An 18,769-nucleotide genomic window follows, 5' to 3' on the forward strand; every position below is an offset into this window, starting at 1 on the left:
CTTCTCCTCTCACTTTCCCTTTCTGGTAACGGAAAGAACGCAGAAACCATGCCAGCGTTTGTGGCGGCTATCACCCGGAAAATGTGACGTACGGTGTCAACGCTGGCCGTTCAGGGCCGGCCGGGGCTGACGCGCTGGGGCGGCCGGGCGGGGCGTCGCTCACCCGGCTTGAATGCCCGCCGTGCTACCACCGATACAGCGGTGGCACCGCGCCGCCGCCCCCTCGGAGACGCCACAGGAGGCAAGGCATGGCGACCAAGAAAGCCGCCAAGACCGTCAAGAAGGCGCCCGCCCGCAAGGCGGTGGCCAAGAAAACGGTACGCAAGACCGCCGCGCGCAAGGTGCCGGCCCGTAAGACCGCGAAGAAGGCGGCCAAGAAGACGACCCAGCAGGTCGTCAAGAAAGCGGTCAAGCAGGCCGCGAAGAAGGCGGTGAAGAAGGCCGCGAAGAAGACCGCGAAGCCGGCGGCCAAGAAGGTCGCGGCCAAGCAGGCGGCGAAGAAGGTCGTCAAGCGCAGCGCGGGCAAGGTCGCCACGGCGCGGCCGGCGGCCAAGCCGGCGCCGGCCAAGAAAGTCGTCAAGCCGGTCGTGGTCAAGAAGACCGCCGCCAAGTCCGCGTCCGCGAAGCCGGCCGTCGCTAAGCAGCCGGTGGCCGTGCCCCGGCCCGCCGTCGTCCGGCCCACGCCGCAACGCAGCCCGGTGGCTGCGCCGGCCCAATCCAAGCCCACGCGCGCCGCGCCGGCGGCCAAGGCCGCCGCGAAGCCGCGCGCCGAGCCAGCGGTCACCGCACCCGCCGCGACCTCGGCCGTTGCCGTGCCGGCGCTGGGCGCAGCCAAGCCGGCCACGCGCGCGCCGGTGGAGCAACCGATGGCGACCTCCGCGCCGGTGCCGGCGGCCGCGCCGCGCAGCGCCGCCGCGCAGGCCAAGGAGGCCGCAGCGGAGGCCGCAGCGGAGGCCGAACGCAGCCGCCCGATCACCCCCGAGCAGGCCCTGGCCAATACCCGCCAATTGTTGGAGGCCAAGCAGGAACACGACCGCCAGCCGCCGCCCTGGCAGCACCTGGATCCGCAGCACGGCCAGGCCCCGCAGCAGGGCAGCGAGTCGCCGGGCGCCGCCGCCAAGGCCGAGGAACTGCACGCCGCCGAGAGCCGCATGCAGGCGATCCAGGGCAGCATCGGCACCCAGGATCGACGCAACCAGGGCAAGCGCGATAATCGCTGACCCGAGCACCGCGCCGGGGCCCGCCGTGCGCGGGTCTCGGCGCCCCCACCAGGAACCGCCATGCCCGATATCCGCCACGACGCTCCCAGCGGCCGCTTCTCGACCACGGTCGACGGCGAGCTCGCCTACCTGGACACCCGCCTGGACGGCCACCATCTGGTGATTACCCACACCTGGGTGCCGGAAGTGATCGGCGGGCGCGGCATCGCCGGCGGTCTGGTCCGGGCGGCGTTCGAACATGCCCGTGCCACCGGCCTCAAGGTCCGGCCGGCCTGCTCCTACGCGGCGGCCTGGATCGAGCGCCATCCTGAATTTTCCGACCTGCTGGGCTGAGCCCGACGCTGCACCGCGGCCCAAGGTGTGACAGCATGCGCGCCCGTCCCAGACCGGCGCGCCCCGCGTCCGATTCCGCATGCGCCTGAACAAACACATCAGCGACACCGGCCACTGCTCGCGCCGCGAGGCCGACCGCCTCATCGCCGAGGGCCGGGTGGCCGTGAACGGCGTGCGCGCCCGGATCGGCGCCGAGGTCGGCGAGGACGACGAGGTCCTGGTCGACGGCCAGAAGCTGCGCACCCGCGTGGCCATCAAGGGCCAGCGCCAGCACGTCTACATCGCCCTCAACAAGCCGACCGGGGTGACCTGCACCACCGAGTCCACGGTCAAGGGCAACATCGTCGACTTCGTCGGCCACGAGCGCCGGATCTTCCCGATCGGGCGCCTGGACAAGGAGTCCGAGGGCCTGATCCTGCTGACCAGCAACGGCGACATCGTCAACGAGATCCTGCGCGCCGAGAACAAGCTGGAGAAGGAATACCTGGTGGCGGTGAACCACGAGGTCACCCCCGAGTTCCTGCGCGGCATGAGCCGCGGCGTGCCGATCCACGGCCAGACCACGCTGCCGTGCAAGACCGGCAAGCTCAACCGTTTCGGTTTCCGGATCGTGCTGGTGCAGGGCTTGAACCGGCAGATACGCTTGATGGCCGAGCACTTCGGTTTCCGGGTCAAGCAGCTGATGCGGGTGCGCATCGGTAACGTCAAATTGGCATACCTCAAGCCCGGCCAGTGGCGCAATCTGACCGACGCCGAACTGCAGGGGCTGCTGCCGCACCGCAGCCAGTGGTGATCGGCCGTCGTACCTAGCGCGAATTCGGCGAGCTTGTGCATGCGGGCATCACGGTTTCGACGATAATGTCCGCGGGAACACCAAAGGATTGCCCCATGAAGTCCGTTATCGCCCGGCGCGCCGTCGCCGTCACTGTGCTTTGTCTGGCCATGGCCGCGTGCAAGCGCGAGGCCGCCGCCCCGACCACGGCCGCCGCGCCGGGCACGACGCCCGCGGCCGCCACGCCCGCGGCCGTGCCCGCGGTCGAACTCAAGGACGTGGTCGAGACCACGCCCGATTACATCATCGGCATCAGCTACCAGACCCCGGCGGCCAAGTACCCGGGCCTGGCGGCCGAGCTCAAGCGCTATGCCGACGCCGCGCGCACCGACCTGATCGAAGCCGCGCAGGCGCGCAAGAAGGGCGAGGGCAGCGCGCCCTACGACCTGTCGCTGAACTTCACCGAGGTGCTGGATTCGCCGACCCTGGTGGCGGTGGCCGCCGAGGGCAGCAGCTACACCGGCGGCGCCCACGGCTCGCCGCTGATCGCGCGCTTCGTATGGCTGCCGCAGCAGAACCAGATGCTCAAGGCCACCGACCTGGTGCCCGACAAGAAGGGCTGGGATGCGATTTCGCGCTACGTGCGCGAGCAACTGCATTCGGCGTTGTCGCAGCGCGTCGACGCCGACGACCTGGCCCCGGCCGAACGCGCCGAGGTGGTCGAAAGCGCCGGCCGCATGATCGACGACGGCACCGACGCCGACCCAGCCAACTTCGCCCTGTTCGAGCCGGTGGTCGCGCCGGACGGCAAGCTGAGCGCATTGCGCTTCGTGTTCGCGCCCTACGAGGTCGGTCCGTACTCCGACGGCACCCAGACCGTGGAAGTGCCGGCCAGCGTGCTGCTGCCCTACGTGGCACCGACGTACAAGGCGCTGTTCGCGGGAAGCTAGGAACGAGTAGCGAGTAACTAGCAACTAGTGGCGATAGGTGGGAGTAAGCACACAGGCACGGCCTTTACTCGTTCCTGTTTACTCTCCACTCGTTGCTAGCTTTCAGCTGGATCGGAGCCACCATGCCCGCCACCTTGCGCAATCGGGTCGTCGCTCTATTGGCGCTAGCCGACGTCCAGGTCGATGGCGACCGTCCCTGGGACATCCAGGTCGACGACGAGCATTTCTATTCGCGCGTGATCGCGCAGGGTTCGCTCGGCCTGGGCGAGTCCTACATGGACGGCTGGTGGCGCTGCGCATCGCTGGACGGGATGCTGTACCGGCTGCTGCGCGCGCATGTGGACGAACGCGTGCACGGCTGGAGCGCGTTGTTCGACGGCCTGCGCGCGCACCTGATCAATCTGCAAAGCCGCAAGCGCGCGTTCGCGGTGGGCGAGCGTCATTACGACCTGGGCAACGACCTCTACCGCGCCATGCTGGGGCGGCGCATGGTCTACAGCTGCGGCTACTGGCGCGATCGCGGGGGCGCGCCGCTGCAGGACCTGGACCTGGCCCAGGAGGCCAAGCTGGACCTGGTCTGCCGCAAGCTCGGTCTGGCGCCGGGCATGCGCGTGCTCGACATCGGTTGCGGCTGGGGCGAGGGCCTGAAGTTCGCCGCCGAACGCTACGGCGTGAGCGGCGTGGGCGTGACCATCTCGCGCGAACAGGCCGAGTACGCGCGCGAGCTGTGCGCCGGGCTGCCGGTGGAGATCGCGCTGCAGGACTACCGCGATCTGCAGGGCGATGCGCTGGGCGGCGGCCGCGCCGACGGCCGTTTCGACCGGGTGTTCTCGCTGGGCATGTTCGAGCACGTCGGCGTGCGCAACTACGCGATCTATTTCGACGCCGCGCGGCGCGCGCTCAAACCCGACGGCCTGTTCCTGCTGCACACCATCGGCGGCAACCATTCGGTCACCCATACCGATCCCTGGATCGGCAAGTACATCTTCCCGAATTCCATGCTGCCCTCGGCGCGCCAGATCGCCGAAGCGGTCGAGCAGCGCTTCGTGATCGAGGACTGGCATAACTTCAGCACCGACTACGACCTGACCCTGCAGGCCTGGCGCGCCAACGTCGAGCGCGCCTGGCCGGAGCTGGACGCGCGCTACGACGAACGCTTCCGGCGCATGTGGCGCTTCTACCTGGCCGGCGCCATGGCCAGCTTCCGCAGCCGCCACGCCCAGCTGTGGCAGCTGGTGCTGTCGCCGGAGGGCGTACCGGGCGGGTATGTGGCGCCTCGCTGAAGGCGAGGAGTGAGCGTAGAGGAGTGAGAAGTGAGCGTAATGCTTTTGCTCACTTCTCACTTCTCACTTCTCACTTCTCACTTCTGCTCCAACGCCAGCTTGCTGTGGCGGATGCCGTAGCCGAAATACACCAGCAGGCCCAGCGACAGCCAGATCAGGAAGATCAGCCAGGTGATCGCCTGCAACTCGGACAGCAGCCAGATCGAGAAGGCGATGCCGATGATCGGGATCAGCGGGACTAGCGGAGTGCGGAAGGAGCGCTCCAGGTTCGGCTTGCGCACGCGCAGCAGCCACACCGAGGCGCAGATCACGATGAAAGCCGAGAGCACGCCGATATTGACCAGCTTGGCGACCTCGCCGATCGGCAGCAGGCCGGCGACCAGGGCGGTGAACACGCCCAGCACCACGGTCGGGCGATGCGGGGTGCCGTAGCGCGGGTGGATCTTGGCGAACCAGGCAGGCAGCAGGCCGTCGCGCGACAGCGAGAACCAGATCCGCGCCGCGCCCAGCATGAAGGCGAACAGCACGCTGGCGATACCGACCACGGCCGAGAAGGCGATGGTCTTGGCGATCCAGGGCAGGCCCAGCGCCGCGAACGCGTCCGACACCGGCGCGTCGCCGCCCAGGGTCGAGTAGTGGGCGATGCCGGTCAGCACCAGCGACACCGCCAGGTACAGAATCATCGACACGCCCAGCGACAGCAGCACCGCGCGCGGCAGATCGCGCTGCGGGTTCTTGGATTCCTCGGCCGCCGTGGTCAGGGTGTCGTAGCCGAACACCGCGAAGAACACCACCGCCGCGGCGGTACCGACGCCGGCGAAACCGAAGTGGCCGACGCCGTCGGCGCCGATCACGCGCTCGGGAATGAACGGCGTCCAGTTGGCGGTGTCGATGTAGAAGACGCCCACGCCGATCACCAGCAGCACCGCCAGCACCTTGATCGCCACGATCAGGGTGTTGAAGCGCGCGCCCCATTCGGTGCGGAACACCAGCAGGGCCGAGACGGCCAAGGTGACGGCGGCCGCGATCACGTTGAACACGCGGCCTTCGCCGGTGCCGATCGCGCCCTGCGCCCACACCGGCAAATGGATGCCCATGCCTTCCAGCAGCACCTGCACGTAGCCGGACCAGCCTATCGCCACCACCGCCACGATCAGCGCGTACTCCAGCAACAGGTCCCAGCCGATCAGCCAGGCCGGCAATTCGCCCAGGGTCGCGTAGCTGTAGGTGTAGGCGCTGCCGGTGACCGGAATCATGCCGGCGAACTCGGCGTAGCACAGCGCCGCGGCGGCACTGGCGATGCCCGCGATCAGGAACGACAGCGCGACCGCGGGGCCGGCATTCTCGGCGGCCTGATGGCCGGCTAGCACGAACACGCCGACGCCGATGATGCCGCCGATGCCGATCGCGGTGAGCTGCCACAGGCCCAGCACGCGCCGGAAATCCGATCGCTTGCCGATATCGGCCTGAAGTTGCTCCACCGACTTGTGCCGCAAGATACGCGCCAACAGGCTCATCCGCTGTCCTCCCCAGTGATCGCCGCATCATAGCCGCTGTCGCCCCGGACGGTGGCGCATGGGCGGTTCGATACGGCCAGAGCCCGCGCGTCACAGCCGCGTCGCCGCCGCGTTTTTCCTGTCACCACGCCAACAGGCGCACCACAGGAGAGATTCGAATGAGTATCCGCTGGAACCGCACCTTTTCCGACCTGATCCGGCGCAGTCGTCCGGCGTATTGGGGCAACTGGGCGCTCAATGCGCAGATCCGGCCCGGCGCGGTGGGCATCGTCGATGCCGAAACCGGCGACTTCCGCCTGGTCCGGGAGCAGCTGCCCAATGTCGAGCTGCTGCACACGGCGACTTCGAGCTCCTGGCAGCTGATGTCCGAGCGCGTCTCGCGCACCGAGGCCAGCGTCGACGTGAGCGCCGAGGCCACCGATCCGGATTCGGGCATCAAGGGCGAGGCCGGGCTGGAGGTGAGCTGGTCGATGGCCAACAGCAACTCGATCGCCTCGGAGTTCTCGCTGCGCCAGGAGTCCTTCCTGCGCGATCTCACGGTGGTCGAGCGCAGCGTCGATTGGCTGGCCGAGCAGGCGCAGTCGGTCGGCTTCGGCGGCAACGGCCAGATCGCCCAGGGCTTCGGCGTGGTCACCAATGTGATCTTCGCCAACAGCGGCCTCAATGTGGGCTCGCAGTCCAGCGACGCTTCGTTCTCGATCGCCGGCCGCGCCAGCGCGGTCCAGGAGATGCTGGGCGGCGCCAGCGGCAAGGGCTCGTTCAGCTCGATCCGCAAGGCCCGCGACGTCGACCGCCACCTGTGGCCGGATCAGGCCAACACCCGTCCGGTCGAGCCGGTGCCGATCGCGTACTCGTTCGCGTCCTTCGACGGCCGCCTGCTGATGCCCAACTGGATCGGCAAGCTCGGCGGCTTCCAGATCTTCTTCAACAACCGTCCGGGCAGCACCTACATCACCCGCATCCTGCTGACCTACAACACGCCCAGCGGCCCGCGCCGCGAGCAGTTCGAGATCAGCGGCGGGCTGTCGCGCACGATCGGCAACATCCCGCTCGACGCCACCGACCTCAACCTCGACGTGACCTTCGTCGGCATGATCAATTCCGATCGTTACCGCCGCCATTGGGCGCGCCCGCTGGGTCAGTGGTTGACCGGCCAGCGCCATGTCGAGATGTCGGGCGTGTGGCCCGGCGCCACCCACTTCTCGGTGCTCGAAGAGTGATCGCCGCCGCGGTCGCCCCGGCGGCCGCGGCTTACTCCGCCCACATCCGCGCAAGGGCGCCGCGCGCCCGGAGCCATCCGCATGACTTACACCTACGTCAACGAAATCAGCGCCAAGAAGATCTCCAAGCTCGGCGATCCGGTCACCGCCGAGGCCCGGCTGCAGGCCATCGACACCCTGTGCACCGAGACCGAGCCCACCGAAGGCGATCAGGTCAACCAGTGGCTGCTGGTGCTGAAGCAGAACGGGATCGTCGCCCAGAAATGGAAGAGCAGCCTCAACGGCATCGAGATCTATCCCGGCGGCAAGCGCAGCGAGGACCGTCTGGCGATCACCGTGGCCGACGGCACGGTGACCGCGGTCAACGCCTGGATCAGCGAACACTGAGGCACGCGCGGCCCGGCGCGAGGCCGGGCCGCAGGGGCAGGGCCGTCCGCGTGCGCAGGCGTTGTCGCCGCCGGCGCGCGCGGCCGGCGCGGAATGCGCCGGCGGTCGCAGTCCGGCGATCGCGGGCATGGACGGTCAAGTGCGCGCAATGTTCGGCCGCGAGCATGGCGGTGCCGGCACGCAGGGGCGCCGGTCTTCCCCCACGCCCGAGGTTGTCCGCCATGACCCCGCATTGCACTAAGCTGGCCCGACTGTTCGGCGCCGTGCTGTTGACCGCCGTCAGCGCCGCCGCCTGCGCCGAGATGCCCACCGTGACCGACCGCTCGCCCGACCGCGCCGCCGACCGGCACGCGCCCGACCGCCACGGCCTGATCGTGATCGGCCACCGCGGCGCCAGCGGCTACCGCCCCGAACACACCCTGGAGTCCTACCGCCTCGCGATCCGCATGGGCGCCGACTTCATCGAGCCCGACCTGGTCGCGACCCGCGACGGCGTGCTGGTCGCGCGCCACGAGAACGAGATCTCCGGCACCACCGACGTCGTCGCGCATCCCGAGTTCGCCTCGCGTCGCGTCACCAAGACCATCGACGGCGTCGCCGTCACCGGCTGGTTCACCGAGGATTTCACCCTCGCCGAGCTCAAGACCCTGCGCGCCAAGGAGCGCATCCCGGCGATCCGTCCGGCCAACACGCGCTTCGACGGCATGTACCAAATCCCGACCTTCGCCGAGGTGGTGCGCCTGGCCCAGCGCGAGAGCCGCGGCGGCCGCCGCATCGGCATTTATCCGGAAACCAAGCACCCGACCTATTTCGCCCACGAAGGCCGCCGCATCGACGGCACCCCGATCGCGACCTCGCTGGGCGCCAAGCTGATCGAAACCCTGGTGACGGAAGGCTTCACCGATCCGCGCCGCGTCTATATCCAAAGCTTCGAGATCGAGAACCTGATCGAGCTCAAGACCCGGGTCATGCCGCGCGCCGGCGTCGACCTGCCGCTGGTGCAGCTGTACGAGGACTTCCAGAGCCGGCGCCCGTACGATCTGGCGTATCACGTCGCGCGCGGCGACGATCTGGGCGCGATCTATGGCGACTTGAACCAGCAGATCGAAGGCGGGCTCGGCGCGAACACGCGCTATGCCGACTTCGCCACCGAGCCGGCGCTGCGCTGGATGAAGGGGCACTACGCCAGCGGCGTCGGCCCGTCCAAGAGCAGCCTGCTGCCGCGCCTGGCACTGGACCCGAAAGTCGACGCCGACGGCGACGGCAAGGCCGAACTGGGCACGCGCAATACCGGCGTGGTCCATCCCATGCTGGCCTGGGCGCTGAAGGTCGGTTTGGTCGTGCATCCGTATACGGTGCGCGCCGAGGAAGCGTTCCTGAGCCAGGGCCCGAACGGCATCGCCCAGACCGCGCTGGCCGAAGCCGTGCAGCTATACGGCCTGGGCGTGCAGGGCTTCTTCATCGACCAGCCCGACATCGGCGTGGCCGCGCGCGACATCTTCCTCGACCTGCATCGTCCGCTGCGCGAGCGGTGAGGGCGGCGCGAACCACCGCGCGACTTCAGTCGAGGCGGCGGCTCGCTCCTCGGTGCTTGCGCCGCACCGGACCCGACCTGGTCGCGGCAAGCGCCGCTCCTACCCCTAGGTAGGCGCGGCTGCGCGTTCTTGCAGGCTTTCTGTGGGAGCGGCGTAAGCCGCGATAGAGCAACTACGGCCACCAGCGCAGGTGTACGCATGACGCGATCGCGGCTTACGCCGCTCCCACAGGAGGCAAAAAGGCGGGCTATTGGCGCGAGGCGCGAGTACAGCGTTACGCCGCCAGCGCGAGATCCAAGGTCGCCGCGCAATCGGCTTCCAGCTTCAAGGTCGCGATGTCGTCGGCGCGGGTCACGCCGCGGTTGAGCAGGGCCAGCGGCAGCCCGGCCTCGCGCGCCGCGCGCGCGAAGCGGAAGCCGGAATACACCATCAGCGACGAGCCCACCACCAGCATCGCATCCGAGGCTTGCAGGGCTTCGTGGGCGGCGGCGACGCGCGCGCGCGGCACGTTCTCGCCGAAGAACACCACGTCGGGCTTGAGCAGGCCCGCGCAGACTTCGCAGCGCGGCGGCACGAAATCCTCGAAGCGTACGTCTTCCAGATCGGCGTCGCCGTCGGGCGCGCTGCGCGCGCTCAACGCGGTCCATTCGGGATTGTTCGCCGCCAATTCCTCCTGCACCGCCGCGCGCGAACGTCGCGCGCCGCAATCCAGGCAGACCGCCTCGTCCAGACGGCCGTGCAGATCGATCACGTCGGTACTGCCCGCGCGCTGGTGCAGGCCGTCGACATTCTGGGTCAGCAGCCGCGACAGCCCGCCGCGCGCCTGCCAGCGCGCGAGCGCGGCGTGGCCCGCATTCGGCTGCGCGCGCGCGAACCAGGGCCAGCCGACAAAACTGCGCGCCCAATAGCGCGCCCGCGTCGCCGCCTCGCCGACGAAAGCCTGATAGGTGACCGGCGGCTTGCGTTGCCATTGGCCGTCTTCGCCGCGGTAATGCGGTATCCCCGAGCCGGTGCTGACGCCGGCGCCGGTAAGCACGAACACGCGACGATGCCCGTCCAGCCAATCGCGCAGCGCCTGTGCGGCCGCGTGCGGGTCGTGGCGGTCGGAGTCGGGTAGGGTGGTCATGGCGTCCATTCTAGAGCGCTGGGTCGGATCGCTTCGCTGCCGCGGAAAGCAAATCTCTCCTGACCCCTCTTTTTCAAAGAGGGGAACCGTGCCGGAAAGGAACCGCCCCGACGCAACGCCTCCGCATTTGCTTTCAGCCTCCCCCTTTGAAAAAGGGGGATTGAGGGGGATTTGCTCCCCCGAGTCCGCAGCCACCACGCACTGGAACGCCGGCTCGGACCGCTTCGCTGCCGCGGAAAGCAAATCTCCCCTAACCCCTCTTTTTCAAAGAGGGGGACCGTGTCGGAAAGGAACCGTTGCGACGCAACGCCTCCGCATTTGCTTTCAGCCTCCCCCTTTGTAAAAGGGGGATTGAGGGGGATTTGCTCTTCACCTGCCTGACGACCGCCCAAAAAAAACCGCCCGGATCGCTCCGGGCGGTTGCGGTGCGTAAACCGGAGGATTACTCCTTGGAGCCGGTCTTGACCGGGCTGCCGCCGGCCGGCGCGGTCAGGCCGCGGCGCTCCAGCAGCGGCTGGATCTGCGGCTCGTGGCCGGAGAAGTCGCGGAACAGCTGCAGCGCGTCCTTGCTGCCGCCCTGCGAGAGCAAGGTGGCGCGGAAGCGGTCGCCGTTCTCGCGGGTCAGGCCGCCGTGCTCCTTGATCCACTTGACCGTGTTCGCGTCCAGCACTTCCGACCAGATGTAGGCGTAGTAGCCGGCCGCGTAGCCGCCCATGATGTGGCTGAAGTACGGGGTCTTGTAGCGCGGCGGGACCGGCGCGTAGCTGACGCCGTCCTTCTGCAGCGCCGCCGCTTCGAAGGCCATCACGTCCTTGGCCGCCGGGACCTGGTCCGGGCTGCCGATCTGGTGCCAGTTCTGGTCCAGCATCGCCGCGCCGAGGTACTCGGTGGTGGTGAAGCCCTGGTTGAACTTGGACGAGGCCAACACCTTGTCCAACAGCGCCTGCGGCATCGGCTCGCCGGTCTGGTAGTGCTTGGCGTAGTTGGCCAGGATCGACGGCCAGTCGGCCCACATCTCGTTGACCTGCGACGGGAACTCGACGAAGTCGCGCGGCACATTGGTGCCGGAGAAGTAGGGATACTTCACGTTCGAGAACATGCCGTGCAGGGCATGGCCGAACTCATGGAACATGGTGGTGACCTCGTCCCAAGTCATCAGGGTCGGCTTGCCGGCCGGCGGCTTCGGGATGTTGAGGTGGTTGGCCACCACCGGCAGCGTGCCGTACAGCTGCGACTGGTCGACGTAGGAGTTCATCCAGGCGCCGCCGCGCTTGCTGTCGCGGGCGTACATGTCGGCGATGAAGATCGCCAGCTGCTTGCCGTTGGCGTCGAACACGTCGTACACGGCGGTGTCGGGGTGGTACAGCGGCAGGTCGGTGCGGCGCTTGAACTTCAGGCCGTAGAGCTGGCCGGCGGCGTAGAACACGCCGTTCTCCAGCACGTTGTTCATCTCGAAGTACGGCTTGAGCTGCGCTTCGTCGAAGGCGTACTTCTCCTGGCGCACCTTCTCGGCGTAGTAGGCCCAATCCCAGGGCTCGAGCTTGAACGAGGGCTGGCCCTTGGCGGCCTGCTCCTTGTCGATCATGGTCTGCAGATCGGCGGCTTCGAGCTTGGCGTTGGCGACCGCGGCCGGGGCGAGCTGGCCCAGCATGTCGTTGACCGCCTTCGGGGTCTTGGCGGTCTCGTCCTCGAGCACGAACGCGGCGTAGTTCGGGTAGCCCATCATCTTGGCGCGCTCGGCGCGCAGCTTGACGACCTGGGCGACGATGGCGGTGTTGTCGAACTCGTTGCCGCGGCTGCCGCGTGCGACCGAGGCGCGATACAGCCTCTCGCGCAGGGCGCGGTTGTCCAGGTCGGTTTCCGGCGGCTGGCCGGTGGTGTTGAGCAGGGTCAGCACGTACTTGCCGTCGAGCTTGCGCGTCTTGGCCGCTTCGGCCGCGGCGGCGATGCGCTCGTCGGACAGGCCTGCCAGCTCTTCCTTGGTGTCGACGGTGATCGCCGAGGCGTTGACCTCGCCCAGCACGTTCTGGCTGAACTTGGCACCCAGCCCGGCGAGTTCGGCGTTCATCTCCTTGAGCTTGGCCTTGTCGGCCTCGGACAGGTTGGCGCCGCTGCGTACGAAGTCGGTGTAGTAGCGCTCGATCAGGCGCACGCCCTGAGCGTCGAGGCCGAGCGAGTCGCGGGTTTCGTGAAGCTTCTTGATGCGTGCAAACAGCTTCGGGTTCAGCGAAATCGCGTCGCGGTGCGCCGACAGCTTCGGCGCGTATTCGGCCTGCAGCTTCTCGCGGGTCGGGTTGGTGTCGGTGCCGACCAGGTTGTAGAACACCGAAGTCGAGCGGCCGAGAATGCGGCCGGACTGCTCCAGCGCGATGATGGTGTTGTCGAAGGTCGGCGCGTCGGGGTTATTGGCGATCGCCTCGACTTCCTTGATCTGGTCGGCCATGCCGCGATCGAAGGCCGGCGCGAAATCGCTGTCCTTGATCTTGTCGAACTGCGGATACTGCAGCGGCAGCGGGCTCTGAGCGTAGAACGGGTTGGCGGTTTGCGCGCTCACGGCGGTGTCGGCCTTTTTAGCGGGGGACGCGGCATACGTGGGGGCGGTGACGCTCAATGCCACGGCCAGCGCCAGGGCGAGGGGGTGCTTCATCGGACGGACCTTGTCGAAAGGAACCCTGAAGCCTACCGGATGGGGTCTGTGCCGACGTATGACTAAAGGCATGGTTGCCGCGGGCCGGCCGCTGCGGCAAGGCCGAACGCCTGGTCGGAAGCTGCCTGAACCGGCGACTTCAGGCACATACGCGCCGGGGGCCCTGGCTTACACTGCCGGGCACGCACAGGCCGGGGCAGGGCGCATGGGACAGCGCAACGAGGGGCGTGGATCGCGGCATTCCCATCGCCGGGCCGGGTATGAATCCGCCGCCGGTACGCGTCTGCACCTGCTCGGCGCACCTCGCCGACCGCCGTGCGCGTCCGCATTCCATGCCTACCCGGGCTTGCGCATCGAAAGCCGGCATTGCGATCCAGGCCGCCGCGGCGTCGCAGATGCCGGCGGAGACGCCGTCATGATCCCCACACCTAAAACGCGCGTGGTCACATCCGCGGCCGCGCCCGCGTCTTTTACCCACCTCCCTGAGACGAGCGAAACGACGATGACCTTTGTGCTTACGACGTCCGCGATCCCCCATCCGATCCGTCCGCGCCGCGCCTTGGCCCGCCTGGCCTTGGGGCTGTGCCTGAGCGCCTGCTTCGTCAGCAGCGTGCTGGCGGCCGAGACCACGCGTTACCTGGCCCTGGTCGACGGCGGCAAGCAGGCCGGCCACCAGACCGTGACCCGCGCCGACGACGGCAGCATCGCCGTCGACTTCATCTTCAAGGACAACGGCCGCGGCCCCGAACTCAAAGAGACCTACACCCTCGCCGCCGACGGCACCTACCAGACCTACGCGGTCAAGGGCACCTCGACCTTCGGCGCGCCGGTGGACGAAAGCTTTTCCATCGCCGACGGCAAGGCCAAGTGGAAATCCACGTCCGACCAGGGCGAGCAGGCCGCCGCGCCGGGCGCGCTGTACTCGCCGCTGGGCGGCACCCCGGCCGGTTTCAGCGTCGCCCTGGCCGCGCTGAGCAAGCGCAGCGACGGCAAGCTGCCGTTGATCCCCAGCGGCAATCTGACCGTGCGCAAGGTCGGCGAAGCCGAGGTCGTGCGCGACGGCAAGAAGCAGAAGGTGCAGCTGGTCGCGATGACCGGCGTCGGACTCACCCCGACCTTCGCCTGGGCCACCCAGGGCGAGAATCCGCGCTTGTTCGCCTACATCTTCCCGGGCTTCCTGCAATTGATCGAGGAGGGCTGGCAGGGCAACGCCGACGCCTTGGAAACCCAGCAGAAAGTCGCCGAGGGCGAGGCCCTGGTCGATCTGCGCAAGCGCCTGGGCCATCCCATCGCCGGCAGCACCCTGATCCGCAACGCGCGCGTGTTCGACAGCGAGCACGCCAAGCTCGGCCCGGCCTCCGACGTGCTGCTGCGCGACGGCCGCATCGTCTCGGTCGAGGCCGGCGGCGCCACCAAGGTCAAGGCCGACCGCACGATCGACGCCGGCGGCAAGGTGCTGTTGCCCGGCCTGTTCGACATGCACGGCCACGTCGGCCGCTGGGACGGCGGGCTCAACCTCGCCGCCGGCGTCACCACCGTGCGCGACATGGGCAACGACAACGCCACCTTGCAGCAGATCCTGGGCGAAATCCGCGAGGGCAAGCTGATGTCGCCGGACGTGGTGCCGGCCGGCTTCATCGAGGGCGAGAGCAACTTCTCGGCGCGCAACGGCTTCGTGATCAAAGACCTGGACGGCGCCAAGAAAGCGGTGGACTGGTACGCCGAGCACGGCTATCCGCAGGTCAAGATCTACAACTCCTTCCCCAAGGACCTGCTGCGCGACACCGCCGCCTACGCCCACAGCAAGGGCCTGCGCGTAAGCGGCCACGTGCCCGCCTTCATGCGCGCCCAGGACGTGGTGGAGCAGGGCTACGACGAGATCCAGCACATCAATCAGGTGCTGCTGAACTTCTTCGTCGACGACAAGACCGACACCCGCACCCTGACCCGGTTCTACCTGGTCGCCGACAAGACCGCCGACCTGGATTTCGATTCCAAGCCGGTCCAGGACTTCATCGCGCTGCTGGCCAAGAAGCAGACCGTGATCGATCCCACCCTGACCACCTTCGATTTCCTGCGTCAGCGTCCGGGCGAGTTGTCGCAGGCTTACGCCGCGGTCGCCGCGCATCTGCCGCCGGACCTGCAGCGCGGCCTGCGCGTGGCCGAGATGAACATCCCCGACGACGCCACCGCCGCGCGCTACAACAAGTCCTACGGGAAGCTGGTCGAGTTCGTCGGCCGCCTGTACAAGGCCGGCGTGCCGATCGTGGCCGGCACCGACGCGATCCCGGGCTTCACCCTGCAGCGCGAACTCGAGCTGTACGTGCAGGCCGGCATGACCCCGTCGCAGGCGCTGCAGATCGCGACCTGGAACGGCGCCAAGTACTCGCGCACCCTGGAAGACCGCGGTTCGATCGCGCCGGGCAAGCACGCCGACCTGATCCTGATCGACGGCGATCCGACCGCCAACATCGCCGACATCCGCAAGGTCGCGCTGGTGCTCAAGGGCGAGGTCGCCTACTACCCCAGCGAGATCGACGAAGCGCTGGGCATCAAGCCGTTCGCGGCGCCGGTGAAGGTCGGCGGCGCGCAGTAAGCGCAAGCGAATGGACCGTCGCCGACACGGCGGCGGTCCATTCCACCGGCCCCGCTTTGGGGTAGCAGCGGCCTAAGCCGCGACCGCGCCACCGCGACTGCCCGCGCAATCGCGACTCACGTCGCTCCCACAGACAGCGGTCGCGTCCGTGCCCGGCTCCGGGCCTAAAGGTAGGAGCGGCGCAGGCCGCGACCGCGCCGTTTCCGTTGCGGCGTCAGCTTCGTTTAGCGATTCGGGAGTCGGTGACCGCGGCTTTTTAAGGTCCGCCGAGCCCGCCACGGCCCGTGCTTGCACGCGCCGCTTCGTCGGCCCGTTCGGTGGCACGCGCGATTCGACCGGCGTCGGCCCGGTGGTTCGCGGTTGCGGCTCGCGCCGCTTCTAGCCGAGCAGGGCCAGGATTTCTACGTATAAATTCAGTTATTTCATTTAGTTGCGCGATTTTTATCGCGTAGTCTTGCAAGCGCGACTTGGCCGAAACATGTGCCAAATCCATGCCTAAACGCATACCGCCGAGTACGGGCTCTTTAATGCTTTGGTAACATTCGCCTGTCAAAGAGCCGCCACCGGCGCGGGCAGGTCCGCGCTACGGCCGTCAGGGGACGGTCGGACCGACGTAGCAGTCGTCCCGTCGCCGAGCCGCATGCCAGGCGCATGCATCGCCCGGCTTCTTACGAACCCAGGCCGCCCCGATCCGGGCCGCCGCTTTCATCGAGACCCCCCGCCATGCGTCAGCACGTCCGTGCTCCCCGCAGCCATGCCCTGGCCATCGCCGTCGCGATCAGCCTGACCTCCGCCGCCGCTTTCGCGCAGGACGCGCCCGCCGCCGCCACCGAGACGGCGCCCGCCGCCGAATCCGACGCCAAGACCCTGGACGCGCTGATGGTCACCGCGCAGCGCCGCGTCGAACGCGCCAAGGACGTGCCGATGGCGCTCACCACCGTCGACGCCGAGAAGCTGCACGTGCTCGGTTCCGGCGGCGGCGACATCCGCTTCCTGTCCGGCCGTCTGCCCAGCCTGAACATCGAGTCCTCGTTCGGCCGTGCCTTCCCGCGCTTCTACATCCGCGGCCTGGGCAACACCGACTTCGACCTCAACGCCTCGCAGCCGGTCTCGCTGGTGTACGACGACATCGTGTTGGAGAACCCGCTGCTGAAGGGCTTCCCGGTGTTCGACATGGAGAACGTCGAACTGCTGCGCGGCCCGCAGGGCACGCTGTTCGGCCGTAACACCCCCGCCGGCGTGGTCAAGTTCGAATCGGCCAAGCCGACCCGCGAACTGGAAGGCTACGGCCAGGTCGCCTACGGCAGCCACGGCACCACCAATATCGAAGGCGCGATCAGCGGCCCGCTGGGCCCGAACTGGTCGGCGCGCGCCTCGGTGCTGTACCAGCGCCGCGACGAGTGGGTGACCAACACCAACCCGAACGCCCGTACCAATCCCAAGCTGGAAGGCTACGACGAGTCGGCCGCGCGCCTGCAGCTGCAGTACGACGGCAGCGAGACCTTCCACGCCCTGTTCAACGTGCACGCGCGCCATCTCAACGGCACCGCGCGCCTGTTCCGCGCCAACATCTTCAAGCCGGGCACCAACGACCTGGTCGCCGGTTTCGACGACAGCAAGGTCGCCATCGACGGGCGCAACTCGCAGCAGCTCGACACCTTCGGCGCCAGCGCCCGCCTGAGCTGGGACTTCGGCAACGACCTCACCCTGTACTCGATCACCGGTTACGAGTCGGCCGACTCGCTCAGCCGCGGCGACATCGACGGTGGCGTGGGTGCGGCCTTCCTGCCGACCGGCAGCTACCCGGGCGTGATTCCGTTCACCGCCGAGTCCGCCGACGGCCTGCCCGATCACCGCCAGTGGACCCAGGAATTCCGCCTGGAGTCCAACTACAGCGGCCCGTTGAACTGGCAGGCCGGCCTGTTCTATTTCGACGAAGACATCACCGTCGACAGCTTCAACTACGACACTCTGGGCGGCGGCGTGCAGGCCGGCTGGGCGCAGCAGAAGCAGCGCAACAAGGCCTGGGCGGCCTACGGCTCGCTGGACTACGCGGTGACCGACAAGCTGACCCTGCGCGGCGGTCTGCGCTACACCCAGGACAAGAAGGACTTCACCGCCAGCGTGCTGCAGAGCGCGCCGTTCGGTGCGCCGGTGTCGGGCCCGTTCCCGGTCCACACCGACGTCGACGACGTCAGTTGGGACGCCAGCGCGGTCTATCAGGTCACCCCGGACGTGAACCTGTATGCGCGCGTGGCCAAGGGCTTCCGCGCGCCGTCGATCCAGGGCCGTTTGCTGTTCCAGGTGCCGCCGCAGCCGTCGGTCGCCGACGCCGAAAAGGTCATTTCCTACGAAGCCGGCGTCAAGGCAGATCTGTGGGACAAGCGCGCACGCCTGGGCTTCGCGGTGTTCCATTACAACGTCGACAACCAGCAGCTCAACGCCGTTGGCGGCGCCGCCAACCAGACCATCCTGCTCAACGCCGACAAGACCGTGGGTCAGGGCTTCGAGCTGGATTTCGACGCCTACGTCACCGATAACCTGATGATCACCCTCGGCGCCAGCTACAACGACACCGAGATCAAGGACGCCAACCTCGCCGTCGCTCCCTGCGGCAGCGGCATGTGCACGGTGACCGATCCGGTGATCGGCGGCCTGGCCCGCATCGACGGCAACCCGCTGCCGCAGGCCCCGAAGTGGGTCTACAACCTGACCGCGCGCTACTCGCTGCCGGTCGGCGACGGCGGCGAGTTCTTCGTCTACACCGACTGGGCCTACCGCAGCGAAGTGAACTTCTTCCTCTACGAGGCCAAGGAGTTCCGCGGCAAGGCCCTGGTCGAAGGTGGCCTGCGCGTGGGTTACGGTTGGGAAAACGGCAAGTACGAAGTGGCGCTGTACGGCCGCAACATCCTCGACAAGGTGCAGGCGGTCGGCGCGATCGACTTCAACAACCTGACCGGCTTCGTCAACGAGCCGCGCATCGTGGGCGTGGAGTTCAAGGCCGGCTTCTAAGGCCGGGCTGGGCGGCCCGCCGCCTGCCATCGCAATACCGGACGGCCCGCCTCGCGCGGGCCGTTTTTTTATGCGAAAGAGAGGAGTGAGTAGTGAGAAGTGAGTAAAGGCGGGGCTTGCTCCGGCTCACTTCTCACTCCTCCCCGCTCACTTCTATTTCCGTACCCTCGG

At 68.0% G+C, this 18,769-nt stretch carries 13 protein-coding genes; 10 read left to right on the forward strand and 3 right to left on the reverse strand.

The genetic code is table 11. From position 1 onward, the window contains the following. The first annotated feature begins 248 nt into the window (after window positions 1–248). The 5 genes from ASD69_RS21680 to cfa all read left to right on the forward strand — a co-directional run bounded on the left by ASD69_RS21680 (window position 249) and on the right by cfa (window position 4,558). Window positions 249–1,220, forward strand: coding sequence for a hypothetical protein (locus ASD69_RS21680; protein WP_056174214.1), 972 nt, complete (start codon window positions 249–251; stop codon window positions 1,218–1,220). Window positions 1,221–1,280: 60 nt separating this feature from the next. Further along, window positions 1,281–1,553 (forward strand): GNAT family N-acetyltransferase, encoded by a 273-nt coding sequence (locus ASD69_RS03870; RefSeq protein WP_056174217.1) that lies wholly within the window; start codon window positions 1,281–1,283, stop codon window positions 1,551–1,553. 79 nt (window positions 1,554–1,632) lie between these two features. After that, complete coding sequence (locus tag ASD69_RS03875; protein WP_056174219.1) at window positions 1,633–2,346, forward strand: pseudouridine synthase; 714 nt, start codon at window positions 1,633–1,635, stop codon at window positions 2,344–2,346. Window positions 2,347–2,441: 95 nt separating this feature from the next. Further along, complete coding sequence (locus tag ASD69_RS03880; RefSeq protein WP_200943934.1) at window positions 2,442–3,275, forward strand: DUF3298 and DUF4163 domain-containing protein; 834 nt, start codon at window positions 2,442–2,444, stop codon at window positions 3,273–3,275. A gap of 122 nt (window positions 3,276–3,397) precedes the next feature. After that, window positions 3,398–4,558, forward strand: a complete 1,161-nt coding sequence (gene cfa, locus ASD69_RS03885; RefSeq protein ID WP_056174221.1) for a cyclopropane fatty acyl phospholipid synthase — start codon at window positions 3,398–3,400, stop codon at window positions 4,556–4,558. A 77-nt stretch (window positions 4,559–4,635) separates the two neighbouring features. On the opposite strand, the gene ASD69_RS03890 is transcribed toward cfa, so the two are convergent. After that, window positions 4,636–6,075 (reverse strand): amino acid permease, encoded by a 1,440-nt coding sequence (locus tag ASD69_RS03890; protein ID WP_056174223.1) that lies wholly within the window; start codon window positions 6,073–6,075, stop codon window positions 4,636–4,638. Window positions 6,076–6,233: 158 nt separating this feature from the next. On the opposite strand from ASD69_RS03890, the gene ASD69_RS03895 reads away from it, so the two are divergent. The 3 genes from ASD69_RS03895 (at window position 6,234) to ASD69_RS03905 (ending at window position 9,217) form a co-directional block, all read left to right on the forward strand. After that, entirely contained in the window at window positions 6,234–7,295 is a 1,062-nt protein-coding gene (locus ASD69_RS03895) for a hypothetical protein (RefSeq protein ID WP_200943935.1), read from the forward strand. Between the two features lie 81 nt (window positions 7,296–7,376). After that, window positions 7,377–7,682, forward strand: coding sequence for a hypothetical protein (locus ASD69_RS03900; protein ID WP_056174225.1), 306 nt, complete (start codon window positions 7,377–7,379; stop codon window positions 7,680–7,682). 221 nt (window positions 7,683–7,903) lie between these two features. Then, complete coding sequence (locus ASD69_RS03905; RefSeq protein ID WP_200943936.1) at window positions 7,904–9,217, forward strand: glycerophosphodiester phosphodiesterase family protein; 1,314 nt, start codon at window positions 7,904–7,906, stop codon at window positions 9,215–9,217. A 274-nt stretch (window positions 9,218–9,491) separates the two neighbouring features. Here the strand turns inward: ASD69_RS03905 and ASD69_RS03910 are convergent, their stop codons facing one another. Continuing rightward, window positions 9,492–10,343, reverse strand: coding sequence for an NAD-dependent protein deacetylase (locus ASD69_RS03910; RefSeq protein WP_056176520.1), 852 nt, complete (start codon window positions 10,341–10,343; stop codon window positions 9,492–9,494). 442 nt (window positions 10,344–10,785) lie between these two features. Further along, window positions 10,786–12,990: a M3 family metallopeptidase gene (locus tag ASD69_RS03915; RefSeq protein ID WP_056174227.1), complete on the reverse strand. Its 2,205-nt coding sequence runs from the start codon at window positions 12,988–12,990 to the stop codon at window positions 10,786–10,788. 502 nt (window positions 12,991–13,492) lie between these two features. Here ASD69_RS03915 and ASD69_RS03920 point away from each other — a divergent pair. Together ASD69_RS03920 and ASD69_RS03925 are read left to right on the forward strand one after the other, a co-directional pair. After that, a complete protein-coding gene (locus ASD69_RS03920; protein ID WP_056174229.1) occupies window positions 13,493–15,586 on the forward strand; it encodes an amidohydrolase family protein in 2,094 nt (697 codons plus the stop codon). Window positions 15,587–16,309: 723 nt separating this feature from the next. Continuing rightward, a complete protein-coding gene (locus tag ASD69_RS03925) occupies window positions 16,310–18,598 on the forward strand; it encodes a TonB-dependent receptor (protein ID WP_056174230.1) in 2,289 nt (762 codons plus the stop codon). The last annotated feature ends 171 nt before the right edge of the window (window positions 18,599–18,769 follow it).

It is taken from the genome of Lysobacter sp. Root604 (assembly GCF_001427505.1).
GTDB lineage: Bacteria > Pseudomonadota > Gammaproteobacteria > Xanthomonadales > Xanthomonadaceae > Lysobacter.